The sequence below is a fragment of the Vibrio gelatinilyticus genome, from assembly GCF_022836845.1.
In the GTDB taxonomy this organism is placed as follows: Bacteria; Pseudomonadota; Gammaproteobacteria; order Enterobacterales; family Vibrionaceae; genus Vibrio; species Vibrio gelatinilyticus.
On sequence record NZ_JAJNNZ010000007.1, the window covers coordinates 173616 to 198776 of the forward strand.

General features: G+C 44.6%; 28 protein-coding genes and 1 tRNA gene. 13 read left to right on the forward strand and 16 right to left on the reverse strand.

Annotated elements, in window-relative coordinates; all coding sequences use genetic code 11:
• Positions 1–46 precede the first annotated feature (46 nt).
• The 9 genes from flgH to LNL84_RS11045 form a co-directional block, all read right to left on the reverse strand.
• On the reverse strand, positions 47–820 hold the full coding sequence (flgH, locus tag LNL84_RS11005; protein ID WP_244357294.1) for a flagellar basal body L-ring protein FlgH: 774 nt from the start codon (positions 818–820) through the stop codon (positions 47–49).
• A gap of 12 nt (positions 821–832) precedes the next feature.
• Positions 833–1621: a flagellar basal-body rod protein FlgG gene (gene flgG / locus LNL84_RS11010; RefSeq protein WP_244357295.1), complete on the reverse strand. Its 789-nt coding sequence runs from the start codon at positions 1619–1621 to the stop codon at positions 833–835.
• A 20-nt stretch (positions 1622–1641) separates the two neighbouring features.
• Entirely contained in the window at positions 1642–2391 is a 750-nt protein-coding gene (flgF, locus tag LNL84_RS11015) for a flagellar basal-body rod protein FlgF (RefSeq protein WP_244357296.1), read from the reverse strand.
• 233 nt (positions 2392–2624) lie between these two features.
• On the reverse strand, positions 2625–3929 hold the full coding sequence (gene flgE, locus LNL84_RS11020) for a flagellar hook protein FlgE (protein ID WP_244357297.1): 1305 nt from the start codon (positions 3927–3929) through the stop codon (positions 2625–2627).
• Between the two features lie 26 nt (positions 3930–3955).
• Positions 3956–4663, reverse strand: a complete 708-nt coding sequence (locus tag LNL84_RS11025) for a flagellar hook assembly protein FlgD (RefSeq protein WP_244357298.1) — start codon at positions 4661–4663, stop codon at positions 3956–3958.
• A gap of 16 nt (positions 4664–4679) precedes the next feature.
• Positions 4680–5096 carry a flagellar basal body rod protein FlgC gene (flgC, locus tag LNL84_RS11030; RefSeq protein ID WP_244357299.1) on the reverse strand — a complete coding sequence of 139 codons (417 nt, stop codon included), beginning with the start codon at positions 5094–5096 and terminating at the stop codon, positions 4680–4682.
• A 5-nt stretch (positions 5097–5101) separates the two neighbouring features.
• Positions 5102–5497, reverse strand: a complete 396-nt coding sequence (flgB, locus tag LNL84_RS11035) for a flagellar basal body rod protein FlgB (RefSeq protein WP_244357300.1) — start codon at positions 5495–5497, stop codon at positions 5102–5104.
• Positions 5498–5808: 311 nt separating this feature from the next.
• Positions 5809–6639, reverse strand: a complete 831-nt coding sequence (locus tag LNL84_RS11040) for a protein-glutamate O-methyltransferase (RefSeq protein WP_244357301.1) — start codon at positions 6637–6639, stop codon at positions 5809–5811.
• Between the two features lie 57 nt (positions 6640–6696).
• Positions 6697–7632 (reverse strand): chemotaxis protein CheV, encoded by a 936-nt coding sequence (locus LNL84_RS11045; RefSeq protein WP_244357302.1) that lies wholly within the window; start codon positions 7630–7632, stop codon positions 6697–6699.
• 91 nt (positions 7633–7723) lie between these two features.
• Here LNL84_RS11045 and flgA point away from each other — a divergent pair, with 91 nt between their 5' ends.
• The 3 genes from flgA to LNL84_RS11060 all read left to right on the forward strand — a co-directional run bounded on the left by flgA (position 7724) and on the right by LNL84_RS11060 (position 9322).
• Positions 7724–8455: a flagellar basal body P-ring formation chaperone FlgA gene (gene flgA, locus LNL84_RS11050; protein ID WP_244357303.1), complete on the forward strand. Its 732-nt coding sequence runs from the start codon at positions 7724–7726 to the stop codon at positions 8453–8455.
• Between the two features lie 85 nt (positions 8456–8540).
• Positions 8541–8861: a flagellar biosynthesis anti-sigma factor FlgM gene (flgM, locus tag LNL84_RS11055; protein ID WP_244357304.1), complete on the forward strand. Its 321-nt coding sequence runs from the start codon at positions 8541–8543 to the stop codon at positions 8859–8861.
• 35 nt (positions 8862–8896) lie between these two features.
• Positions 8897–9322 (forward strand): flagella synthesis protein FlgN, encoded by a 426-nt coding sequence (locus tag LNL84_RS11060; RefSeq protein WP_244357305.1) that lies wholly within the window; start codon positions 8897–8899, stop codon positions 9320–9322.
• Positions 9323–9398: 76 nt separating this feature from the next.
• Here LNL84_RS11060 and LNL84_RS11065 read toward each other — a convergent pair whose 3' ends face one another.
• Positions 9399–9827 (reverse strand): LPP20 family lipoprotein, encoded by a 429-nt coding sequence (locus LNL84_RS11065; protein ID WP_244357306.1) that lies wholly within the window; start codon positions 9825–9827, stop codon positions 9399–9401.
• Positions 9828–9836: 9 nt separating this feature from the next.
• A complete protein-coding gene (locus LNL84_RS11070; RefSeq protein WP_244357307.1) occupies positions 9837–10472 on the reverse strand; it encodes a FlgO family outer membrane protein in 636 nt (211 codons plus the stop codon).
• 194 nt (positions 10473–10666) lie between these two features.
• Here LNL84_RS11070 and LNL84_RS11075 point away from each other — a divergent pair, with 194 nt between their 5' ends.
• The 3 genes from LNL84_RS11075 (at position 10667) to LNL84_RS11085 (ending at position 12296) form a co-directional block, all read left to right on the forward strand.
• Positions 10667–11803 (forward strand): flagellar assembly protein FlgT, encoded by a 1137-nt coding sequence (locus LNL84_RS11075; protein WP_244357308.1) that lies wholly within the window; start codon positions 10667–10669, stop codon positions 11801–11803.
• Positions 11804–11857: 54 nt separating this feature from the next.
• Positions 11858–11934 (forward strand) — tRNA-Arg (locus LNL84_RS11080).
• Between the two features lie 131 nt (positions 11935–12065).
• On the forward strand, positions 12066–12296 hold the full coding sequence (locus tag LNL84_RS11085; protein ID WP_244357309.1) for a hypothetical protein: 231 nt from the start codon (positions 12066–12068) through the stop codon (positions 12294–12296).
• Between the two features lie 359 nt (positions 12297–12655).
• Here LNL84_RS11085 and LNL84_RS11090 read toward each other — a convergent pair whose 3' ends face one another.
• Positions 12656–13657, reverse strand: a complete 1002-nt coding sequence (locus tag LNL84_RS11090; protein WP_244357310.1) for an SDR family oxidoreductase — start codon at positions 13655–13657, stop codon at positions 12656–12658.
• A 733-nt stretch (positions 13658–14390) separates the two neighbouring features.
• Here LNL84_RS11090 and LNL84_RS11095 point away from each other — a divergent pair.
• Positions 14391–16667, forward strand: a complete 2277-nt coding sequence (locus LNL84_RS11095; protein ID WP_244357311.1) for a bifunctional diguanylate cyclase/phosphodiesterase — start codon at positions 14391–14393, stop codon at positions 16665–16667.
• Positions 16668–16726: 59 nt separating this feature from the next.
• Here the strand turns inward: LNL84_RS11095 and LNL84_RS11100 are convergent, their stop codons facing one another.
• Entirely contained in the window at positions 16727–17101 is a 375-nt protein-coding gene (locus LNL84_RS11100) for a PilZ domain-containing protein (RefSeq protein WP_244357312.1), read from the reverse strand.
• Positions 17102–17337: 236 nt separating this feature from the next.
• Here LNL84_RS11100 and LNL84_RS11105 point away from each other — a divergent pair, with 236 nt between their 5' ends.
• Positions 17338–17829, forward strand: a complete 492-nt coding sequence (locus LNL84_RS11105) for a peptide-methionine (S)-S-oxide reductase (protein WP_244357313.1) — start codon at positions 17338–17340, stop codon at positions 17827–17829.
• Positions 17830–17857: 28 nt separating this feature from the next.
• Here the strand turns inward: LNL84_RS11105 and LNL84_RS11110 are convergent, their stop codons facing one another.
• Positions 17858–18151, reverse strand: a complete 294-nt coding sequence (locus tag LNL84_RS11110; RefSeq protein WP_244357314.1) for a hypothetical protein — start codon at positions 18149–18151, stop codon at positions 17858–17860.
• Positions 18152–18385: 234 nt separating this feature from the next.
• On the opposite strand from LNL84_RS11110, the gene LNL84_RS11115 reads away from it, so the two are divergent.
• Positions 18386–19120 carry an RNA methyltransferase gene (locus tag LNL84_RS11115; RefSeq protein ID WP_244357315.1) on the forward strand — a complete coding sequence of 245 codons (735 nt, stop codon included), beginning with the start codon at positions 18386–18388 and terminating at the stop codon, positions 19118–19120.
• 92 nt (positions 19121–19212) lie between these two features.
• Here the strand turns inward: LNL84_RS11115 and fdxA are convergent, their stop codons facing one another.
• A complete protein-coding gene (gene fdxA / locus LNL84_RS11120) occupies positions 19213–19536 on the reverse strand; it encodes a ferredoxin FdxA (RefSeq protein ID WP_244357316.1) in 324 nt (107 codons plus the stop codon).
• 222 nt (positions 19537–19758) lie between these two features.
• On the opposite strand from fdxA, the gene LNL84_RS11125 reads away from it, so the two are divergent.
• Positions 19759–21375 (forward strand): NAD(P)/FAD-dependent oxidoreductase, encoded by a 1617-nt coding sequence (locus LNL84_RS11125; RefSeq protein ID WP_244357317.1) that lies wholly within the window; start codon positions 19759–19761, stop codon positions 21373–21375.
• Positions 21376–21452: 77 nt separating this feature from the next.
• On the opposite strand, the gene LNL84_RS11130 is transcribed toward LNL84_RS11125, so the two are convergent.
• Positions 21453–22280: a porin family protein gene (locus tag LNL84_RS11130; protein WP_244357318.1), complete on the reverse strand. Its 828-nt coding sequence runs from the start codon at positions 22278–22280 to the stop codon at positions 21453–21455.
• A gap of 292 nt (positions 22281–22572) precedes the next feature.
• Between LNL84_RS11130 and LNL84_RS11135 the strand changes: the two genes are divergently transcribed.
• From LNL84_RS11135 to LNL84_RS11145, 3 genes are read left to right on the forward strand one after another with little or no spacing between them, the layout of a single operon-like run.
• Positions 22573–24198 (forward strand): tetrathionate reductase family octaheme c-type cytochrome, encoded by a 1626-nt coding sequence (locus tag LNL84_RS11135; RefSeq protein ID WP_244357319.1) that lies wholly within the window; start codon positions 22573–22575, stop codon positions 24196–24198.
• Entirely contained in the window at positions 24195–24800 is a 606-nt protein-coding gene (locus LNL84_RS11140) for a cytochrome b/b6 domain-containing protein (protein ID WP_244357320.1), read from the forward strand. Before LNL84_RS11135 ends, LNL84_RS11140 begins: the two co-directional genes overlap by 4 nt.
• Before the next feature lie 24 nt (positions 24801–24824).
• Entirely contained in the window at positions 24825–25151 is a 327-nt protein-coding gene (locus LNL84_RS11145; protein WP_244357321.1) for a hypothetical protein, read from the forward strand.
• Positions 25152–25161: the final 10 nt, after the last annotated feature.

A 25161-nucleotide genomic window follows, 5' to 3' on the forward strand; every position in this document is an offset into this window, starting at 1 on the left:
CCCTCAAAGGAGAGGGTTTGCCGCTTAACTGCTTTGACGCATTCCCTTATAGGGAGACATTAAAAAATCGTGCCAAGAATCCAGGTTCCTGCATATCTTTATTGGTTCCGGTTCCAGAATATTGAATTCTCGCGTTAGAAATTCGATTCGATGCGATGGTATTGTCAAATTCAATGTCGTCAGAACGTATGGTGCCGCTGAGTCGAATGTATTCATCACCGGTATTAAGCGTCAACCATTTTTCGCCGCGTATGACTAAGTTGCCATTGGCAAGTACTTCAATTACCTCGACCGTAATGGAACCAGAAATGCTATTACTTTGATTCGCCGATGCGTTGCCCGAAAACTTATTGTCGTTTTTCAACTCATAAGAAAAGTTATAGTCGCTGATCGTAACTTCACGACCACCAATAACTAATGGATCCATTGTCGAATCATTAGCTTTGGATAGATCAGCATCCGCACTTTTTGCCGCTTTTGTCGCTTCATTAAGCGTTACAGTGATAATGTCACCAATACGGCGTGGTTTGGTATCGTCATACCAATCACGAGCATAGTTGGTGTTGAAGAGAGAACCTGTCGCCGCTGCGTAATGTTCTGGCTTCTTCTTAGGGTGAATCGGTGCCCACGCGGGATCATCTGCGATAGGATCGGTGCGGTCGCGCAAAGTATCGACGATACCCGTAGACTGAGAGCGATCCCCCTCGACCGCATCGACCGCCGTCGTGCCTGCGGCAATTTCATTTGGGGTTTCTGGGGCGCCGATCCCAGCACAACCAGCCAACAGCGCCATTAAAGAAAGACAAAGCAGTTTTTTCATAGTCATCCTAACCTACAACTGTTGTGTCGCGAAGCTCATCATTTTGTCGACTGAAGAGATCACTTTCGAGTTCATTTCATACACGCGCTGAGCTTCAATCATGTTCACCAGCTCTTCTGTTACGTTCACATTCGACGTTTCAAGCATTGACTGGCGTACCTGGCCAAAACCATCCAATCCCGGGACACCTTCATTTGGTTCGCCACTTGCGCCTGTTGGTAAATACAAGTTCTGCCCTATTGGCTCAAGGCCACCTGGGTTGATAAAGTCGACGGTGGTAATTTGCCCAACGACCTGATTATCTTGCTGGCCACGAACGCGCACAGAGACTTCACCATCATTACCAACGGTCACAGAAATCGCATCGTCAGGGATGGCAATCTCTGGCTCTAGAGAATAACCCGAACCCGAGGTCACAATGACACCCTCGTCATTTAGCGTAAATTGACCATTTCGGCTATAACCAATATTGCCGTCAGGCATCAATATTTGGAAAAAACCATCTCCTTCGATCATCATATCCAAACTGTTCGTGGTTGTTTGTGCGTTGCCTGGTGTATGAATTTTTTGCGTGGCAACCACTTTAGAACCCGCACCAAGCATCAAACCAGACGGTAACTCAGTGTTTTGTGACGACTGGCCACCCGGTTGATTAATATTTTGATAAAACAGATCTTCAAATACTGCGCGGCTTTTTTTGTAGCCGATCGTCGATGCGTTCGCCAAGTTATTTGAGATAGTTGAAATGTTGGTTTGCTGAGCATCTAAGCCAGTCTTACTTACCCATAACGCTGGATGCATTGTCTTCCCCTTTTATTCTACTAACTCATGCGAAGCAATGAGTCTGACGCCTTGTCCATGTCTTCAGCTGTGCCCATCAATTTCACTTGCATTTCAAACTGACGCTGCAAGTCGATAAGGCTTGTCATTTCACCGACAGCATTAACGTTGCTGCCTTCTATTGCACCTGTCATAACCTGTACACGTCCGTCATAGCCGTATTCAGCAATAGGTTGCTTTGAACGAAACAATCCGTTGGTGTCTTTAAACAAAGATTGATTGTCAGTACTGGTAAGTTTGATTCTATCGACAACAACCATTTCGTCAGCTGGTGCGTCTTGAGGAACCACAGATATGGTGCCATCTTTACCGATTTCGACTTTGCGCAATGGGATTGGCAGGGTGATCGGCGTGCCACGTTCACCTAAAACCAGATGGCCGTGACTGTTCGCGAGTAGACCATTCTGGTCGATACGAAGGCTTCCGTTTCGGGTCAAACCTTCTTTGCCGGTTTTATCCATTACTGCCATCCAACCTTGCCCCTGAATAGTGATATCCAGATCGCGACCAGTTGTCACAACGCTACCCTGGTCGAAGCTATATCCTGGGCGCTCAGTCATGCTAAATACACGCGACGGCATACCTTCGCCATAAGCTTGCATAGAACGCGCTTGGGCTAGGTCTTTTCGAAAACCGGGGGTGTTAGCATTGGCTAAGTTGTTCGCTCTGAGTTGCAGAGCTTGCATGTTTTGCTTAGCTCCACTCATTGATAGATATAGGGCACGATCCATTGGTTGCTCCAATACACATAATTTCACTCAACCTTGCAATAGCTGTGCCACTATTTAATGCTTATTAATTTCAATAACTTACACGAATAGCTAAGGGGGGAATGGACTTCTCGATGGAGGCAACGGCAGGTCGAAAGAGGCAAGTGGCAAGTTGGGTGGCAAGTTAGTGGCAAATATCAAAAACGGTGTGACGCGATCATCACACCGTTTTATATACCTGATCGTTTGACTCGTTAGCGAATCTGCAGGATGTTTTGCTGTAACTGGTTATGTACATCAAGTGCACGCGAGTTAGCCTGGAAATTTCTTTGAGCAGAAATCAAGTCTACTAACTCTTGCGTCATATCGATGTTTGATTGCTCTAGTGTACCGTTATCGATAGAACCAAATGACCCTTTGTTTGACTCACCCCAGATCTTCGCACCCGATGCGGTGGTCGAATCCCATTGAGTACCACCTTTTTTATCAAGGCCTTGTTCATTGGCAACACGAACCAGTGCCACACGACCAAGTGTCACGTTTTCGCCGTTAGAGTATGTTCCAAGTACGTTACCTTTCTCGTCAAAATCGACTTTGGTCAAGAAACCTGTCGTTGCGCCGTCTTCATCGAACTTCGTCATTTCAAATGGTGCGGCAAACTGAGTGGTGTTCTTGAGATCAAATGCAAGTTGCTGTGCAGGATCCGCACCGTTCATATCGATTGGATTCGCACCTTCACCCAAGGCTTCAGTCACCATCGGTTGACCATTGTTCAGGCTTGCAAGGGTGCCATCATTGTTAAACTTCATGGTGTGACCAACATGCCCAGTAGGGGAAGTCGCGTCACCGCCTTGAATATTCACCGGCTTCTCACCAGAGGCATCCGTCACGGTATAGTAGGTTTGCCATGAGTTATTTTGCGTCTGATCTTTCACGTAATAGGTCGACAGTTTATACGACTGACCCATTGAATCATAAATGGTCGATGACGTAGAACGGTTGTACGTTTCAGGGTCGGTGTAATCAAACAGCGCAGGATCTTTTAAAGCGCCTGTTGCTGGTAGGTTAACGCCGACTTCAACGTTTGCCGTTTGCTTTGGCTTACCAAACTCAGGCGGGATATTGATTGGCTTAGGCTCATAAGACACCACTTCACCATTATCTCTATTCACGTCATAACCGAGCAAGAACTCATCGTTTGATGTCACCATATAGCTGTCTTTATTTAGGTGAAACGCGCCATTACGACTAAGTTCATTTTGCTGTGGTACCAATCGCTCTTTCGATACAGCAAAGAAGCCTGTACCACTAATGCGCAAATCCATTGGATTATTGGTGTAAACGCTGGACCCTTCATGGAATTGCTGGGCAACTTTACTCGCTTGCGCACCGCCACCTGGAGTCGTTTTTGAATTAGTAAACAGTGAGTTTGAATACACATCGCCAAATTCTGCACGCGACTCTTTAAAGCCGTACGTGTTGGCATTGGCAATGTTATTACTGGTCGTATTGAGATCCAATTGAGCAGCAGATAACCCGCTTAGTGATACATATGACATTCCTAATCTCCTAAACTAGCCAGCGGTTATGCTTTGCCGACTTCAAGTACTTCTGCAAGTTTCACGGGGTTTTCAAACCCTGCTAAGTTGAGCAGTACATTTCCATCCCCTTTACCCAAAAGAACACTGTTGACGTTTGCGTAGGTTGAAACCGCAAACTCTTTGCTCTCTCCATCAAGCAATCCAGACGCTTTCACGTTGTATTTGCCTGCTGGTAAAGGATTCCCTTGATCGTCATTGCCGTCCCATTCGACACGGTTATCACCGCCGGGTTTACCCCCCGCTGCGAACGTGCGAACAAGTTGACCCATTTCATTCTCAACTCGTACGAACAAGTTATCTACAGACTGTGGCAATTTTACCATTGCCGCCATGCCTGCATCTTGCTGCTTAATACCTGCAGCACCAGGGACTAAAACATCTCGGCCTACCAAAGATGACGCTTGTAGTGCTTGATTTGACGTCATTGAGGAATTCAAACTCTCGAATTGAGTGTTCATTTTCCCAATCCCGTCAACCGTCGCAAACGAAGCCATCTGGGCGATCATTTGATCGTTGCTTACCGGCTTAAAAGGGTCCTGCTGCGCCAATTGCTTAGTGAGCAACGACAGAAAATCTTCTTGTTTAAGATCTTGCTTTCCCGTTGTTTCATTTGGCTTATTTTGGTCTTGCAGTTTTTTTAGCTGGTCAACATAGGACAAGCCGCTTTGACCAACATTGTTAACTCCGGCCATCTGCTATCTCCTATCCTTATTGGCCCATTTGCAATGTACGTAATAACATTTGCTTACTCGCATCAGCAACTTGAACGTTGGTCTGATAAGAGCGAGAAGCAGAAATCATGTTTGCCATCTCTTCCATAACATTGACATTAGGCTTGTAAATATAGCCTTCGTCATTTGCCAAGGGATGATCTGGGTTGTACACCGCGGCCAAAGGTTTATCGCTTTCAACAATGCCCAACACTTTTACCGGGACATTATGATCGCGGTTGTAACGCGCCTTATTAAGCTCGGCACCAAATACTGCGTGACGAGCCTTATAAGTATCTTTCGCAGAACTACTGATGCTGTCAGCGTTTGCTAAATTACTCGAGGTAGTATTTAGACGTACAGATTCTGCACTCATCGCTGAACCTGTAACATTGAATACGTTAAATAAACTCATCTAAATTACTCCCCTTTAATTGCTTTGCTTAGATTTTTGAACTTGCTACCAAGAAAATCGAGTGACGCCTGATGTCTCAATTGGTTTTGCATAAACATATTGCGCTCCAAATCCACATCGACTGTATTGCCGTCCCCGGTATCAGGTTGGGTCGGCACACGGTAAAGCGTGTCACCGGTCACCGTGGTGGAGGCAGAAATGTGCCGTCCATCGGTACGGCTAAGTCCAATACTTGCCCCTGAGGTTGCCGCTTTCAGTGCTTTATTGAAGTCCATTCCTTTCGCTTTGAAGCCTGGCGTGTTGGCTTGTGCGATATTGGTTGATATCACTTCGGCGTTGCGCTCACGTACACCAACGGTGTGTTGGTGGATCCCTAAAGCATTATTAAAAGAAATGGCCATTTAAACCTCAAATTCAAAAATCATTTGGTTGATTAAGTTAAAGCAAAATGTGTACCAACATGAAAAACACGACGAACTGTCACCATTAGCATCCATTAAGTACATCAACGAAGGTAACCAAAGCAAAAACTTTGCCACTATTGCGGTAGAATCATTGCTGGCTGTAATCCCCAGATAAAGAAAGGAATGTCGACTTACACCTTTAAAAATATTTTGCTTCTAGCCTTAAAACGTAACAATAAAAAAACCTTGGCATAAACCAAGGCTTTCGAATGCGCAATAGAAGATAGACGAGCTGGGATACGCTCGTACTAGGATTTGAGCTTGTAAATTATACCCGGATTACAGCGTACCATATCAAATTGGTCTGTTAGGCCTGTGAGCGACTCAGAAGCGCCGAGTAAAAGGTAACCACCAGGATTAAGGCTTTTCGCCATTTGATTGAGCACTTTTGACTTCATCTCTGGAGAGAAGTAAATAAGAACATTGCGGCAAAAAATAATGTCAAATTTACCCAGTAAAGCGTAACTTTCTGTTAGATTTTGCGGCCTAAAGTTGACCATGCGCTTAACGTTATCCTTGATACGCATTCTACCGTCGCCTATCTCCTCAAAGAACATTTTACGACGTTCAAGCGATAAACCGCGTCCAAGAGCCAAATTGTCGTAGGCCCCCTGTCGACACATATCAAGCATAGTATTGGAAATATCGGTTGCGGTAATGGCGATATTTGAGATTTGTCCTGGTCTCTTATTTTGAGTTTCCAACGCTGTCATCGCAATTGAATACGGCTCTTGCCCAGAAGAGCTTGCCGCTGACCAAATTTTTATTGGTCGCTTTTTGGCCGCCATCTCAGGTAACAGCATGTCTGATAGCACACTAAATGGATAGCTGTCACGAAACCACAATGTTTCGTTAGTGGTCATTGCATCCACAGCAGCGAGTTTTAACTCGCGATTGCGGCCAGAAACTACCTCTCTCAATAAAAATGACAGGGATGTGAGCTTAAACTTAGTCACCAAAGGGCTAAGTCTACTCCTTACTAAGTATTGCTTACTCTCGCCTAACACAATCCCACATTGGGATTCTAAAAAGCGGCTAAAATCACGATACTCTTGATCACTTATCGTTATCGCTGTCATTGACTACTCTATACTTCTGTTGGCTTGCTTTATCACAAGCCTTTGGTTCTGTTGTATTTATTTTGGTGCGATAGCCGCTTTCACAGCCCCACCCAATTCATCTGGGTTAAATTTGGCGATAAATTCGTTGGCGCCGACCCTCTCGACCATCGCTTGGTTGAAAACGCCACTCAAAGAAGTATGCAAAATAATATGTAGATCTTTTAAAGCTGCGTGTCGTCTTACTTCGGCGGTAAGAGTATACCCATCCATCTCTGGCATCTCTATATCCGAGATCAACAGTGAGATTTGCTCATGAATATCCCCTTCAGAGGCCATTTCAACCAACTTTTCGTAGGCTTCTTTGCCATCTTTGACCAAAATCGCCTCAAAGCCAATAGACTCTACTGCTCGCTTAACCTGTTTACGCGCTACCGCTGAGTCATCAGCAATCAAAATACGGCGCACAACGGGCTTATCTTCCTTTTGCTCAACTTCAGCAATTTCTTGCACCAGCTTTTCGTTGATTTTCTTTTCCGGAGGCGAAATCTCAGCAAGAATTTTCTCGACGTCGATGATCTCTACCAACTCATTATCGATATTGGTCACCGCCGTTAAGTAGTGAGCCTTTCCCGAACCATCTGGCGGAGGCAATATCGCTTCCCAGTGCATATTGATAATACGCTCGACTTTACTCACCAAGAAGCCTTGTACACTTCGGTTAAACTCAGAAATCACAACAAAGCAATTTTCGATGTCAGCAGTTGGACGACCACCAATTGCTAAGCTTAAATCGATCACCGAAATAGTTTGTCCTCTAATATGGGCCACACCACGAACAACTCTGTTTAGGTTAGGCATAGAGGTCAACTTAGGACACTGAAGAACCTCTTTAACTTTAAATACATTGATACCGTAACGCTGACGGCCCATTAGTCTAAAAGTCAGTAACTCCAATCGGTTTTGTCCGACAAGTTGGGTGCGTTGGTTCACCGAATCCAAAATACTTGTCATAAGTTCATCTCCATCTCAAACTTGCTAGCAAAAAAGTGCTAGTCTAATACCGCAATATAGAAACTCAAACAACAGAACACCATACTATATAATGACTTTTTTGACTCTTACTCTGCCGTCTAGGGCTACGCCTAAGAGGCGCCCTATACAGTTTATCGTCTGGCTTGCGCTTTTCTTTAGCGTATTAACGCATGCTGCGACGCCTGAGCAAATAGAATCTATTCAAAAGGCTGCCGAAGCTCATGTTTTAAATACCATAGACCAACCTACTGGTGGTGAAATCGTTGCCAAAGCAGGAAACATCGACTCTCGCATGCATGCAACAGATTGCCCTTCAGGGCTCGAAACCAGCGCCTCAACCACTCGCAATACGTCGAGCAACATTACGGTACTGGTTCAGTGCAAAGCCGATGAATGGCGACTGTATGTGCCCGTTCGAGTTTCAATTTCGTTGCCACTCGTTACCGCCACTCGTCCACTTGCTCGAGGCAACTTAGTAACACAAGGCGACGTAACCATGAAAATGATTGAACAACATCGCTTCAGGCGGCAAGCCTTTACCACCTTTGATCAGGTTGTAGGCTCAAAACTCAAACGCAACGTCAATGTAGGTGATGTTATTGAACGCAATGATGTTTGTGTGGTCTGTCGCAACGAGAAAGTCATCATTAAAGCGGTGAAGTCAGGAATGACTATTAGCACCAAGGGAACCGCGCTGAGTGATGGTTCTAACGGTGAACAAGTAAGAGTGAAAAATGACAAGTCTCAGCGTATAATTGAAGGTATAGTTACTGGTGTCGCTGAAATCACCGTACATTTCTAACTCTTTTTATTAAATTTCGCTAAAGTATTGAGTCCATTGGTCGATATCGATTGTAAGATTCCTACTATCACAAGAAGGCTGATATATGGCAGGTATAGATAACATACGTTCTGGGCAGGCAATGGCAACAACAAGCCGCCAGCCAGGCCGTTCTGAATCTAGTCGAAGCAATGTTAATTCAGATTCTGTTACCAAGTCGACGCACAAACAAGACGCTGTAACTCTAAGCCAGCAAGGTAAAGAGATCGGACAAATGCATCAAAAGATGGCGGCAACCCCTAGCTTTGATTCGGCTAAGGTTGCGGCAATTAAAGACGCCATTGCGAATGGCTCATATTCTGTCAACGCCGAAAAGCTTGCAGATAACATGATTAAGTTCGAAAAAGAATTCGGTGGCTTTAACTAAACATCACCTTATAGCAAGGCAACTTTAGGTAACTTATGGCAGCTCTCGTCGATTTGGTCGATTATCAACTCAAAAACGCTCGCGCATTGTCTCGGATCTTATCTGAGGAAGCGAAAGTGATCGCCAAACGTGAGTCGCAAGAAATTAGTCGTATCGCAAAAGAAAAGATGACCGTCATTGCGCAATTGCAACAGACCGACGAACGGATCGGTCGTCATCCTGATATTGAACGACTCACTACTGAGCAAGTACTAAGTAGAAAAGTCGCAGACATTAAATCCATTATTTTTGACTGTCAAAAAGTCAATGATATTAATGGTGAAGCCCTGCAGCGCGCTCAGGTCAGCTTTAATAAGCTCAATAATATGATGCAGCAAAGCCATGGAAAAATTGGCATGACCTACAATGCTGAAGGGCAGACACATACGTTGTCTACACTGGGCACCAATATCAAAGTCTAGAGAACGTCTCACCAATTGAAAAAAGCGGCCCGTAACTAATGGCCGCTTTTTGTTATTCTTTAGTCATACCAAACGATCAAAATAGAGTTTCACGTTTCTTTTCTGGAACACGCTGGATTTCTCCGTAATTACGCAGCCTATCCATTTTTTCGATATCTAAGGCCAATTCAGTCACGTAACTGTCACCGACTTTATAGCTGCGTACGACTTCCGCTCCTCGAATCACCCCATCGACAGCTCCTGTTGTCGATTCCACGCCCAAGCGTTGATCTTTCAGGTCGGCACGAGCTGAGACTCGCAAGCCATAAACCTGTTCAGCAAGTTCTCTGTAAGCATCGATTTTAGAGGCACGCATTGCTCTTACGCTTTTCTCTTCTTCATTGCGTCCGGTTTGCTCACTAATACTGGCGTAGCCCACGGCGGTTAACTGGTTTTGCTCCCTCACCGCTAGCGGTTGACAGCCCAGCATCATCAATGTTGTCATGATGATCACTAAAATTCTCATGCTCTACTCCTATGGACGCAAGATTACAGTATTTGGCGTGGTCATTGTTGGGTCTGAGCGTATCAGTACTCCATCTTCAGTGCGCATATGATTTAGAGTATCAAGATCACGTCCAATTCTGTCGGCAGGTAAGAAGCCTTGTGCCGATGCCACAACAATGCGAGATTGCATGCCGATCACTCGAGCATTCACCAGAACGCCGCCTTCTTGACGCAACATGGTTCCAGTAAGCACATATTGAATTTGCTGCTCTTGCGCTAAGTCTTTCCAATCTCGGCTCAAGGCAAAATCACCGTTGCTTGTTACCTGAATCGACCCCGTGGTTTTAAAATCAACAACCTTGAAGCCTCGGCGCTGCAATTGGTGAATAAAGCCTTCAGAGACAGAATTACCTAACCAATTGGTGGCATCCATATTTTGCAAATCAACAAAGGACGCGACCGCAATTGGCGTACGTGCAGATACACTTGTATTCGACTGAACGAGCTCATCCGTTAGGCTTTCTACAAAAAAATCCATCGTATGGCGAGGACTCTCCATCAGCATAAACTTGCTTCCTGAGTAGGATTCCTTACCGTTATAAATCGGTGAATAAGTACAGGATGTCAGCACCATAACCGATGCTGCCAGGAGCCAGTTTTTCATTTCACACTCTCCAAATTCAGTTGGTTCTTGATGTTCCAATCCGGGGGGAATCTGTCTTTATGACAAATCATCCTCATGTTTTTGCAAGGTTGGAACAATCTTTGCTTTTCTTACTCTGTCCAAAATAAGAAAACCCACACCAATATTTCGCTGACAAAAACCTTGCAAATATTGTTCCGCATTGGAAAGTTAGTATGAAAAAAATAATTAGTTCTTTGTTTTCAACAACATTAGTGATGCTAGCGAGTCAACCCATTCATGCCGCATGGTATGAGGTGACTGGCGTCTCTACCATTACCTCTTCCGAAAAAGCCGCCAGAATATACGCCCTAGAAGATGCAGTATATAAAGCCGTTGACTTCTCAGGTGCCGATATAGCAAGCCTTGCGAACTTAAGCCCGCTGTTAGAACAAGACAAACCGCAGTACCAGTTCACTGACCATGAGGTCAGACACATTATCGTTGATGATAAATTCGTAAGCGGCAATACAATGTTGGTTAAAGCGCGCATTGATATTTACCCTACGGCAAAGGCTTGCCATAACACCCAATACAAAAAGACCTTTGGGGTGGCAATGTTTGATATTGATGATCCTCAGCAAGCCGCCATGGGGCAAGTCTACGATCTAGGGGAAGACTTTTCCTCTGTGGTTGATAAGCAACTTGCCACCCGCTCTTATAGTTTTGTTTCAGTAGGTACAACGCGTTTTGAGATCGATAAGAGACAGCCAGAACGAGTGAAAATGATCGCAGACGATCTTGGTGCACAGTATATTTTAACAGGCCGCATCAATGACTTAACTGCAACCATTGCGGCAGGTGGTTTGTTGTCTGACGATGTCACGAACCGCCAGTTTGCCTTCGATTTATCGGTATTTGACGGTAAAACCGGACACGAAATCTTTAAAAAAGGTTACCGAGAAATTGCCGAGTGGCCTTTCGCGAAAACTAGCCGAGTTGATACTCAAAGTGCACGTTTCTGGACATCGACCTATGGGTATGTCATTCAGAAAGTTAGCCGTAACATAATGCTCGATCTTGAATCGGAGCTGTCGTGTAAAATGACTTTGCCAGAGGTCGTCGCGCGCCATGGTAATAAGGTTACTATCGATTTGGGACGAGTACACGGCGTGCAAGCTGGCGATGATTTGCAACTATGGCATACAGGTTCATTCATTGATCAAAATGGTTTGCCGCGCAATAAAGTTAGCAAAAGCGAGATTACACTCACTATCTCGAGAGTATATGAACGCGAGGCAGAAGCCACAGTCAATCAACCACAACTCGCTAGCAGCATTCAAATTGGCGACGTAATGCACAAACAACAATAATTTGTGATTATAAAGGCTTAACTTACTAAAATAATTGAGTATTATTGATAACATGCTCCCGTGGCACAGCTGGATAGCGCGGCCCCCTCCTAAGGGGCAGGTCACAGGTTCGAATCCTGTCGGGAGCGCCATAAAAAAAGGCTTAGTGAATAATGATCACTAAGCCTCTCCCCTATTACTCAAAACAACTTAGGCTGTAACTTAGAGACTCAAAAATTTTCTGAGAGTTAACAATTCCGGGAAATATCGCGCTTATGAATTTATGGCTGACGGCTCGGGGAAGTATACAGGAAAAGACGTTCAACCTATCACATGGGCAATCTCACAAGATGGATTTATCGAAGTAACGTTTGAAGATGGTTGGAAAATGTATTGGGCTCTAATGGCCGAGCAAGAGAACAATTGGTCAATTAAAATCTATGACCGTGATGCTTCTGATTCTGAGCAATACATCTGGGCCTCAAACTTAAAAATTGAATCTATGGCTCCTTAGTAGTCTTTAAATCTGGTTGATTAGACTCACATTTTCCTCTCAGTCTAAGTACTAAGCCGATGAGAAAAAGTGACTCTAATTTCCAACTATAAAGTGCTACAAAAAACGTTCTGAGTTAGAACTAGGCTCTACTGCGCTCGCGAATCGTTAGATTTCTGCTTTTGCAGGAATGACCGTATTTGTACCGGGTGCGTACGGAAAGTGCCGGCCAGCGGCGCAAAAGTAAGCCAGCAGGTAAAAACCTCTATCTGTTGGCTTACGCTTAAAAGAGAAAGGGTGTGCTAACGCTGAACGCCGTAGCACCTAGGTCGTGAGACGTCGCCTTTGTGATTAGATTGACCTAAATATCAATTCGTTGTTTACTCCAACGATTTTGCAGTATCGAGCACCGTATTCTTGAGTTCGATTGGAGTCCAATCAAATACGCTCATCGCCTCCGAGACATCCCCATTAAATGTATTACCAATATAGGGCAGCATTCCTTTTAAATCACGGTTAAAGTTAGCCATAAACTTTAGAAAGAAACTGGGCGCAACTCTAGTGCTAACCTTTTCGTAACCATTATCTTGTAATATTTGAGCCATCTCTTGAAATGTATGGGAGCGTTGAGTGGCGACAATAAAGCGCTGTCCATCGGCTTTATCGTTTTCTAACGCCAGCACATGAATCTTAGCCACATCACGAACATCCGATATGTTGATTGCCACTTTTGGAAGCATTGGCATTTGTCCAGCCACTAGCTTACTAAATGTTGACATTGATTCACCAGATAGGTCGCCAGTCAACGATGGTCCATAAACCGGTCCAGGGTGAATGGTGACAAGCTCTAGCCTACTCCCTCCCGTTTGCTTTTCGATAAAGTGCCAAGCGCTTTGTTCAGCTAAGGTTTTACTTTTCAAATAGGCCGAGACTCCCGGCGCATCCACTTGAGTCCAGCTATCTTTATTGATATCAATGTTACCAGTGACATCTTCTAACATGGCGACCATAGACGAGGTCAAAACAACACGCTTAACTCCTGCGTTTTTTGCTGCATTCAGAGCTCGTAGCGTGCCTTCTACCGCAGGTTTTATGAGTTCGTTTTCATCTTTAGGCTGACTGGTGACGAAAGGAGATGCGACATGCAATACATAATCGCAACCTTGCATGGCTTCTTGCCATCCTTCGTCTTTCATTAAGTTAAGTTCGCAAAATTCCAAATTACGATTAGGGTCGACGACCGCTTCAACCGCCCGGGTAACTTGTTCTGCTTTGGAGAGGCTTCTCAACGTTCCTTTCACTTTATAACCTTGTTTCAAAAGCTCAGCAGCACAGTGTGTTCCAATATATCCAGAAACACCTGTTACCAGTACTTTTTTCATGGCATTACGTCCTTTTAAATAAGCGTATTATTCAATGTTAGGGTAATTTAACGATTACACAAGATGGTAGCATCATGATTGTACACAAGGTCATCGAGCCAAATTTATGAGGTGTGGCGGCATATGGCAGAAAGTTCCATTTAGGCAACGTGAACATTCTTGCTAAATGAGTGAACTGAAACAGAGAGAATATCTTGCTTAATGGGCTTCTAATGCGCCATGAGTTAGGAGCAGAAGAGTGACCAGGATGGTATTACCCTTCTGACCCGGTCACATTTTTAACGCATAGCGTGCCATTAGCTTTAAAACAAACTATCTTTATAGCGTTCTTTCTCAAACAAAGGCAGTTGGATGAATAAGTGCAATAAACAGTGTGAAAACTACAGTGAAAATACAGCGACTTGCAAGCTTGTTGAAAGTCGCTCTCATGCTGAGTTAGAAGCGTTGATGAATGCTCCTCCAGAAAAACTCGCAAACTTTTTACTTAAACATGATTGTAATGGTGACTTTTTTTCGATGTACAAAAAGTCAATATCCTCGAATAGCTTTTAATAGCGAACCGATAATGGTTACATAGAGGGCATAAATACCGAGATCATGACGATGAGTTCATTTGGGGGAAACCTTTGCTGCATATTGTGGGTCTTAGCGCTCAAATGCAATTATAAGTAGCCCACCGACATGCAAGGCGAATTTTATAGACGTATTGAAACTAAGTACTAAACTAAAAAGAATGAAAAAGCCCAACATATACACTCCAGCTATAGTGACACTAAGTATTGCCTTATTAGGCGGATACTGGGTGTATGTTATCAACCACCATGCGTTGCATGATAGAGTCGTTCATGCACAGCAAGTTGCTTTTGATAAAGCAAAGGCTATCGAGCTTAAATTAACGCGATCTTTGTCGGTTACACAAGTACTCGGTTTGTTTATTACGCAACAAGACGGCAAGGTAGAAGATTTCGAGATATATGCTGACTCTTTGATAAAAAACCACCCTTTGCTCGACAATGTACAGCTTGCACCTGATGGTGTCGTTCAGCTTATACACCCATTGGTTGGACACGAATCTGCTATTGGACACAACCTGCTAACGGACCCGAAACGTAAAGTAGATGCCGAACGTGCTATTTCGTCGCAAAAACTCACATTAACAGGCCCTTTCAAACTAAAACAAGGAGGGGTTGGGATAATTGGGCGCTTACCTGTTTTCTTGAGTCATTCAGAGGAGAAGGTCTTTTGGGGTTTTTCTTCAGCTTTGATCTATTTTGACAAATTATTGGATGAAGTCGGTCTATCCTCATCGGCTAACTCTTCGTACTTATTTAACCTTTCGGCTATTAATCCCAAAACAGGGCAACCTATTTCGATTGCCGGGCAAGATCAATCTGCCGTACCGTCTGAAGAAAAAGCCACATCGCCAATCAACCTGCCCAATCAACAATGGCAATTATCTATTACACTGCCGCTGTCAACATGGGAAATAGTTACCCAAAAGATAAGTTACATCGTCGTATTATTCTTCGCCCTATGCTCTGGTTTTATCACCTGGAAATACCTACAACTTCCGTCAAAACTTCATTTCGCAGTAAAGAAGAAAACACAGCAATTAGAGGTTCTGTCTTTCACTGACAGTGTCACCGGAATTGCAAATCGTCGATTCTTTATGAAGTCACTCCTATTGATTCAACAACAAACTGAAAACAACGCTAATAAAGCCATACTGTTTATTGATCTCGACGATTTCAAAGTAATCAACGACCGATACGGCCATCAGTTTGGCGATAAAATCTTGAATATCATTGCAAAGAGAATTGAACTAAGCGCCACCACTGGTGATATGACAGCCCGAATCGGCGGAGACGAATTTGCTCAATGTATTTTGTGTGACAACGATATAAACGCAATACACCAACGACTTGAACGTCTGCTGACTTCAATCAAGAAACCTATGATCATTTCGAATACGGAAATACGGATTTCTGCTTCTATCGGCGTGGCGCTTATGCCTCAGCATGGACACCGAGCTACAGAACTGCTTCAAGCCGCTGATATCGCTATGTACCATGCCAAGCAGCTAACCTCTCAGCTTAAGTACTGCATTTACCAACCCTGTATGGCTAAAAGTTTCCGACGCCTCCCTGATTTTAAGCGAGAATTTAGTAACGCTTTGTTGAACAACCAACTACGACTCTATTATCAACCAATATATTGCTTAAAAACTCAATATATTGCGCATTATGAAGCATTGGTTCGTTGGCAACATCCTAGAAAAGGGCTATTAGGTCCCGGTGACTTTTTAGAGTTGGCAGAACAGGTTAATCTTCTTACAGATTTGGAATACTGGGTACTAAATAAAGCCTGTGCAGACATTGCTAGTCATCTAAAACAACACGGTCAACATATCACGGTTGCCATTAATATGAGCCCAAAGCTCCTTGCTGAACCTGATCTGTTACAACGCATTGATTTTTTCCTTCAACACCACCAGCTATCTTCAGCGTCAGTAAAATTAGAACTAACAGAAAGCAGCGTCCTGTCTAATCACGATATCGCGCTTCAAACCCTCGCCGCTTTACAAAATAAGGGCATAGAGGTCGCTTTGGATGACTTTGGCACAGGGTACAGCTCATTTTCGCTGTTGTATGAACTACCACTACGCACGCTCAAACTGGACAAAAGCTTTACCGACCAACTCCTGGTCGATGACAAGGACTATTGTGTTGTTCAGAGCATCATTGAACTGGCTCACAAGTTGAATCTAAACGTCATTGCTGAGGGAATCGAAACCAAAGAGCAGGAAGATAAATTGAACAGACTAGATTGTGATTTTGGGCAAGGGTATTATTTTTGCCGACCACAACCCAGCTTTAATATGAAACAACATGCCTCTCGATGTTATCTCAAAGAGCAGTGTGACAAACATTGCTTGCCGCATAACGCGGATGACCTAACGGTGACTTATATAGAAACACCGAATGCGTCTCGTACCACTAGAAACAGTTAGGCTTGCTCCATGATACCGGGCTCCTGTGTCGTCACTTATGATCAACAAGGCAGGTGTCATTAGCTAAAAGCATATTTACCGGACGCCCCCATAGAGAGCATATCCGACATAGTCAGCATCGATTCAAATTCGATGCCCATTCGGCACTCTCGCTTTCCCAATAACTGAAAGCTATATACGACCGTTCCTATAATGACCTTATAGCCAATCTTCAGCTTGACTCGCTCACCTAGCACAAACCGCTTGGCCGCTAACACCCCAACGCCACTCCTAGAAACGTCAAGAATGGTTACAACGGTATAGTTTGCGAGAAGCGCCTGTTTTTTTAGCTGGCCCTTGGCACGCTTCATCGGCATTCTCGGGAACTGCCTTAACTCTGCAACACCCAGACTCTCCGTCTTGAAGCTAACTAACTCTGCATTCGCAATCGTCACACTCGTTTTCACTCCTTGATTCACACAACCTCAACGAAACGCAACTGCCAAATCCGTTGATATATAGATCCTGATTCCATAGTAACTATAAAAACCACATTATCACAAAGTCTTTTATAAATTACTGTGAACGAAATAGCCTACCTTTTTGCATCTAGAGCCTCGTGTTCACCGCTCGTTTCTCATCAATTTATGATAAAGTGCCTGCTAATGAGTTCTTGCATAGATAATGATCAATGACGACAACCAGATTTGAAGAGATTTTTATTGCCGGTGGTTGCCTATGGGGTGTCCAAGAGTTCATCAAGCACTTACCTGGCGTTGTCTCAACGCAGGCTGGTAGAGCGAATGGCACAAACCCGACAACACAAGGGTCATACGATGGCTACGCGGAGTGCGTTCGTACCCAATTTGACGCGAAGATCATCACTGTTGAACGCCTAATTGATTACCTCTTCGAGATCATTGACCCATATAGCATCGATCGCCAAGGGCAAGATGTTGGTAAAAAATACCGTACGGGCATATACAGTCGAAATCCGGTCCATTTAGAAAAAACGATGGCTTATTTGTCAAAGAGAGACGATGCTGAGCGAATCGCAGTCGAGGTATTGCCACTCACCAACTATGTGCCAAGCGATGACGAGCATCAAGATCGGTTGACATTACACCCCAACGATTATTGCCATATTCCCCTTGATTTATTGCACAAGTACCGAAATAAATAGCCTCATGAGATAAAAGGCTGTGAATCGACTATTGTGCCAAGCTCCATTGCAGTGCTTCATGCAAAGGAATTCGATTTGAATCAAAAACGACATGACGCATCACGCCACGCTGATCTGTAAACTCAGCGATTTGCAGCTGCCCCATAAATCCAATTCGACTGAGTCTGGCACTTAATTGTGAGGGGGCTTTGTCGAAAACAACGGGTAGAAACGGAAAATCGGCATCTAGCACAATTCCCTTTTCATTAAAGCTTTCCATGGCATTTGACAGGTGGTCACTGTCTGTGAACTCGATAATTTCAACAACTTGTTCCAACAACATTAGTTTCTTAATTCCATTTTAATCAATCGCTCTTCTCACGAGCGGTGATGTTAACCCATTCACCTTGATAGGGTAAATGCATTAGATCAAATTGATTATGTTGAGTGTGTAGGCGATTGAGATGCACGGTGCCGTCCCTAAGTTGTCTATGTCAGGCTTGTATTACGCGAGTCAGACTCGCATCTCAATCTCACTTGGGTATATAATGCCCCCGCTTTCAACTGGGATATGACTATGATTTCTAAAAACCAATTAAAACTTCTTCGCGCCTTAGGCCAAAAAAAACAGCGCAAAGCACATGGCCTATTTTTGGTTGAAGGTGAAAAAAACGTCCTTGAGCTGGTGACCAGCCCCCTATTGGTTAAACAGATTTTTGCAACAAGCGACTTTCTTGAAAATCATGAAAAAGAACTCAGCCAGTTTGATTGCATTGAAGCATCTTTGGATGAACTGACCAAAGCCAGCAGTCTGGTGTCTAATAATGCTGCGGTTGCGGTGGTGGAAATCCCCAAAACAGAAGCCCCTTGTGCGCAAGGCCTAATGATCGCTTTGGATGGTGTATCCGATCCCGGAAATCTGGGTACCATTATCCGAATTTCCGATTGGTATGGGATCAAGCATATCATTGCGAGCAGCGACTGCGCCGACCCATACAATCCAAAAACCATTCGAGCAACGATGGGCAGTTTTGGCCGAGTTCAAGTTTCCCTAGTAGATCTGCCCAGTTACTTGGCCAGTGCCAAGATTCCAGTCTATGGGGCCTTTTTAGAGGGTGAAAGCGTTCACAAAACTGAGTTCTCACCACAAGGGATCTTGCTGATGGGCAGTGAATCACACGGGGTGCGCGAAGAGGCTGCCAGATTTGTGACAAATAAAATCACGATTCCGGCCTTTGGGGGTGCAGAATCACTCAACGTAGCAATGGCAACCGGTATCATTTTAGATAACTTACGCCGCCAACATAGCTAACAATAGCCAGCCCCCAAATACAAAAAAAGCGCAATGTCTAAGCAGAAGCGAGTTCTTTAGACACATTGCGCTTTTTTATATGAACAGAAGATCTATTTCTCTAGCATACTCAGCTTATTAGGCACGCCATTCCACTTCGCGGCATCTTCCATTGCTGGTTTTACTTCGGTGATGTTAGGCCAAACTTCCGCCAACTCTTGATTAAGCTCGATAAATACGTGCTGATCTTCAGTTAACTCATCTTCTTGAAAGATAGCCTGAGCATCACATTCAGGAACACACAAACCACAATCGATGCAGTCGATTGGGCTAATTACCATGAAATTAGGGCCTTCATAAAATGCATCTGCAGGGCAAACTGCAACGCAATCGGTATATTTACATTGGATACAGTTATCCGTGACAACGAACGCCATGAGAATCAGCTCTTAGTTAACCAAAATTGTGGATGGGCGATGATACTGATCCAGAAGTAAAATTCAATATCGTGAGCCCTTTTATCGCGATAAGCGAAGATCTTTACCTCAATTAAGTATGACAGACAAATCAAGTTCACGTAAAATGCGCGCCATTGTGAGCTGACGATACAATCTCTTTGCATCTGTTGGCTATGACACCTACTAGTACGAGACATCGCCATGATACGTTTAACAGAAATCAAACTTCCTCTTGATCACGAGGAAGGTGCCATTCTTGCTGCCATCACCAAGAAATTGGGTGTGACTGCCGAGCAAGTACTTTCATTCAATATGTTTAAACGTGGCTATGATGCTCGTAAGAAAACTAAGATCCAGCTGATTTACACTCTTGATATTGAGATCGAAAACGAAGCCGAGCTTCTCGAGAAGTTCTCTGATGACCCGCATGTCAAAGTGACTCCGGATATGGAGTATAAATTCGTTACCAAAGCACCAGAAAATCTTTCTGAACGCCCAGTGGTTATTGGTTTTGGGCCTTGCGGACTATTTTCAGGGCTGATCCTGGCTCAGATGGGCTTTAATCCAATCATCGTTGAACGCGGCAAAGAAGTTCGTGAACGTACTAAAGATACCTTTGGTTTTTGGCGCAAACGTGCACTAAACCCTGAGTCAAACGTGCAATTTGGTGAAGGCGGTGCAGGCACTTTTTCTGACGGTAAATTGTACAGCCAGATCAAAGACCCTAAGTTTTATGGTCGTAAAGTGATCGAAGAATTCGTTGCCTCTGGTGCGCCTGAAGAAATTCGTTATGTCAGCAAGCCTCATATCGGCACCTTTAAGCTAGTAACAATGATCGAGAAAATGCGCGCAAAAATCATTGAGCTGGGTGGTGAGATCCGCTTTAGCACCCGCGTTGATGATCTGCATATGGAAGACGGTCAACTCACCGGGTTAACACTCTCTAACGGTGAAGTGATTAAGTCGCGTCACGTGATTCTCGCAGTTGGTCACAGTGCTCGAGATACCTTTGAAATGCTGCATGAGCGTGGCGTCTATATGGAAGCCAAGCCGTTTTCAGTTGGATTCCGTATTGAACACAAGCAATCTGTCATTGATGAAGCTCGCTTTGGTAAAAACGCGGGCAACCCAATTTTGGGCGCGGCAGATTACAAACTGGTCCACCATTGTAAAAATGGTCGTACTGTTTATAGTTTCTGTATGTGCCCGGGTGGTACAGTTGTGGCTGCAACGTCTGAAGAAGGTCGTGTGGTCACCAATGGTATGAGCCAATATTCGCGTGCTGAGCGCAACGCCAACAGTGCGATTGTGGTCGGTATTTCTCCAGAACAAGATTTCCCTGGTGATCCGTTAGCGGGCATTCGCTTGCAACGTGAACTCGAAAGTGGCGCATTCCAGCTTGGTGGTGAAAACTACGATGCTCCTGCTCAGAAGATCGGTGACTTCTTAAAAGGACGCGATCCAAGTGCACTTGGTGACGTTGAGCCATCGTTCACACCAGGCATCAAGCTAACGGACATTTCCAAAGCGCTGCCCGATTTCGCGATTGAAGCGATTCGTGAAGCGATTCCTGCTTTTGATAAAAAGATCAAAGGATTTGCCGGAGAAAATGGTTTGCTTACTGGAGTGGAAACTCGCACCTCTTCACCTGTGTGTATCAAACGCGGCAAAGATTACCAAAGCATCAACCTAAAAGGCTTTTACCCTGCAGGCGAAGGCGCAGGTTACGCGGGTGGAATTCTGTCAGCGGGTATCGATGGTATTAAAGCAGCCGAGGCGCTGGCCCTGTCTATGGTCGAACAAGCTGACAACGCATAAGTAAGCGAACCAAAAATCTTCTCACTAGGTCAGTGAGAGAGCATAAAACAAAGAGAGGCTATCGCCTCTCTTTGTTTTTAGAAATCGTAAGACAATGTCACTACTGGGCCGAAAAACTTAAACTTGGTATCGATATCGGCAATGTCAGATCCGTAGTCAAGGTTGACCTCATAGTAGCTGTAGGAAGCTGCAAGTCCAAATTGGTGGTTAAATTCGTACTCAACCCCTATAGACAAATCAAGCAACAGTCCAGATACCTGCTCGACGCTGAAACCAAACAGTTGCGCGTGGCCAAGCACATACCAGTTGTCTGTCACTCGATAATTGCCGAGCAGACCAATATTGGGTAGCGGTGCTGTGATGCTGCTATTTTCTTTGGTATTAATCGGAACGATATTCACAGAGTCATCCTCTCGATAACCCAAATCCCCGCCAAAACCCGTTTGCAGGTTCATAATATGCAGACCGATGAGCGATTCCCAATCCCAATCCTCCCCGTCATAAAATTTGTAGGCATAACCTAAACGAGTTATATCGATATTCAAGGTCGATTCGATTCTCGCACCAACTTGCGCTTCATAGTCGGAACCGGGAATGGTAAAAGGCTTTGACACATATTCATTGGTGGCGCTTCTATGCAGGCTCCGCCAATCCAGAAAGACCCGATGGCTTTCATTGAAGTCATAGCCCACAAGGACATAAGGCAGAGTTTCTCGTTCACTCATATTCAGATCCGACTCAAAATCAAGATCGTAATCATTGCCTGTGTTTGGATTCGTAACACCGAAGGAGGTATCGGCTTGGGAGAAAAAAGCCCCTACTTCGATGCGAAACTCTCCTGCATGCGAATAAAACGACATTGTTGACGCGAGTACGACGGCTAATCGCAGGTGATTAAATTCCATTTCAACTACCCATTTAACGCAAATTAAACATAAAGATAACCAATGTAACACATTCCGGTTCCGCACTTAACTTGCCGTGGCAATATTGGCTTAAAGCAAATCAATTTTTCATTAAAAGCCGCAAACCTTTTCTTAAAATTGTGACTTAACCATACAAATATCATGGTTAATAATCCTACATTAGTAGGTAGTACATTAGCAATCTTAAAATTAGCTTATGTTTATATTAACACAACCAATAGATCCCAGTAAGATCTGGGCCATGGGTCGTGTGATAGGAAAAGGAATTGCGATGAAAACACGACTCGTCATCTGGCTATTGTGCGTTAGCGCCTTCAGTGTGCTCGCACAGCCCGCCTCTGCACCTCTAAGCGATGCCCAAGCACCTACAATAACGAGCACCGCCGATCATTCTCAGTTTGACTCTTTGCATCAAGAATTTGATTATGCGCCAGATGTGACCGAAGCATGCCTTGAATGTCATACAGAAGCGGGAAAACAGCTCCATGAGACCTTCCATTGGAGCTGGCGAAAAGAAGTCGATGGCAAGATGGTTGGTAAGGGCGAGAATGCTTTTAACAACTACTGCATTTCTGCCAAAGGCAATGAAAGTTGTACGCAATGCCATATTGGCTTTGGCTGGCGCAATGAAGAGTTCGATTTTGCTGCCGAAGAAAACATAGATTGTCTGGTCTGCCACGATCAAACTGGCACCTATGAAAAATCTGCCGCCTCTTCAGGCCACCCATATTATGAAGACACTGTGGTGGGTGGCCGATTACAAAAAGCTGTAGACCTAAGCTTTGTCGCCCAAAATGTTGGAGACCCAGGGCGAGATAATTGCCTGTCTTGCCATGCTCTAGGAGGTGGTGGCAATGGGGTTAAGCACGGCGATACTGATTTGTCTTTAGCTAACCCAGAGTATGCTCTCGATGTGCACATGAGCCCCGAAAAGCTTAATTTTAGCTGCCAAAATTGTCATACCACCAGCGAACATTCTATCTCTGGCCGCTACAACGACAGAAAAGCGTTTGTCGATCATGAGCTCAACATGGGGCGTCCAGAGCGCATAGGCACGAATGTCTCGTGTGAGTCTTGCCATAGCGCACAACCTCATGAGCAACGAGTCATCGATAACCATTCGTCAAAAGTCGCCTGTACAGCGTGCCACATTCCCGAAATGGCGCGCGGACCTTATCTCACGAAACTGTCTTGGGACTGGTCGACGGCTGGTGAACTCAAAGACGGCAAGCCTTTTGTGGTCGATGCTGAATTTGACGGTATCGAACACCACCAATACGTGAGTAAAAAGGGAACCTTTGTATGGGGACGCAACGTCGTTCCGCAATATCGTTGGTATAAAGGTGAGCTCGGACAAATGACTTATCTCAGCGACATTGACCCAACGGCGGCACCAATTGACATCAACCCCCCTACGGGAAGCTATGCCGACCCGGACGCACGTATTTGGCCGTTTAAAATCCACCAAGGTAAGCAGCCGTTTGATACTGAGCTAAATCGCATGCTGCCGATCAAGCTCTACGGTCGAAAAGGCAGCGGGGCATTCTGGACAGAGTTTGACTGGGACAAAGCCCTTGCTGCTGGAGCCAAGCTCAATAACATCGAATTTAGCGGCCAATATGACTTTATTGAAACCAATGGCTATTGGCCAATAAAACACATGGTAGCACCAGCCAGTGACAGCGTTGCGTGTATAGAATGCCATAGCCAGCAAAGCCGGTTAAATGGACTGAACGACTTCTATCTTGTCGGTCGAGACAGAACATCCTGGGTTGAGTATTTTGGTGTTATTGCGATTTGGGGTGGATTGCTGGGCATCATTCTTCATGCCTTAACTCGTCTGTTTATGCTCAGAAAACGTCGTGCCAACCACAATATAAAGGATGATGAATCATGAAAAAATCCGTGGTTATTTTCAAACGCTTCGAACGACTTTGGCATTGGACGCAAGCTTTACTCGTTCTGGCATTAATTGTTACGGGATTAGAGCTTCACGATATTATTCATATTGTTGGTTTTAAACAAAGTTCCAACCTGCACCACTGGGCGGGGTTTATCTGGGTCGTTGTTGTCGTACTCATTTTGACCTGGATCCTCACCACCGGTGAGTGGAAACAATTTAAACCCAGTACTATTGGTGTCGATCGTACATTGCGATTTTATCTCTATGGTATTTTTGTCGGCGAACCGCACTCTCACCACATGTCAGCCCAGAGCAAATTTAATCCGCTACAACGCTTGGCGTATTTAGGATTGCTGTTTGTACTCGTGCCTTTGCAAATATTAACCGGACTGGTTTTCTTTTTCTTTCCTGAGCTTAGAGAAGCCGGTGTTATTGAACAGATTGGTGGCATTGCCACCCTGCATACGCTCATTGCCTACATCATGATCAGCTTTCTTATTGTTCATCTCTACCTCATCACCCTAGGAGAAAAGCTTTCCTCTCACTTGAAGGCGATGGTAACAGGAAAAGATCACAGTCAGGGCACTAACGACTAATTGGATAATTATAAGGATACGACTATGAAAAAAGTACTTTTAGGCTTGGCTTTATCTATTGCCGCTTCGGGTGCAATGGCCGATGCCGCCAAAGGGCAGGAGTATTATCTAGAGCATTTGCGCCCACTCTTTGGCTACAACGGAGAAGAGTTTACGACCCAGCACTTAAAAGTTGAATGGAAGCGCTACTTCAAGAAAGACGCGACTCGTTTTATTAAGAAATTTAGTAAGAAGCACCCAGAGTCAGCGGAGTTCTTAGCCAGTGAAGAGTTTCAAGCCATAGCACCGGACATTCGCGATTTCGCTATGAAATACGCTGCCGATAGCGGCGAGTTACCCAGTTGCGACTAACTCATATTTA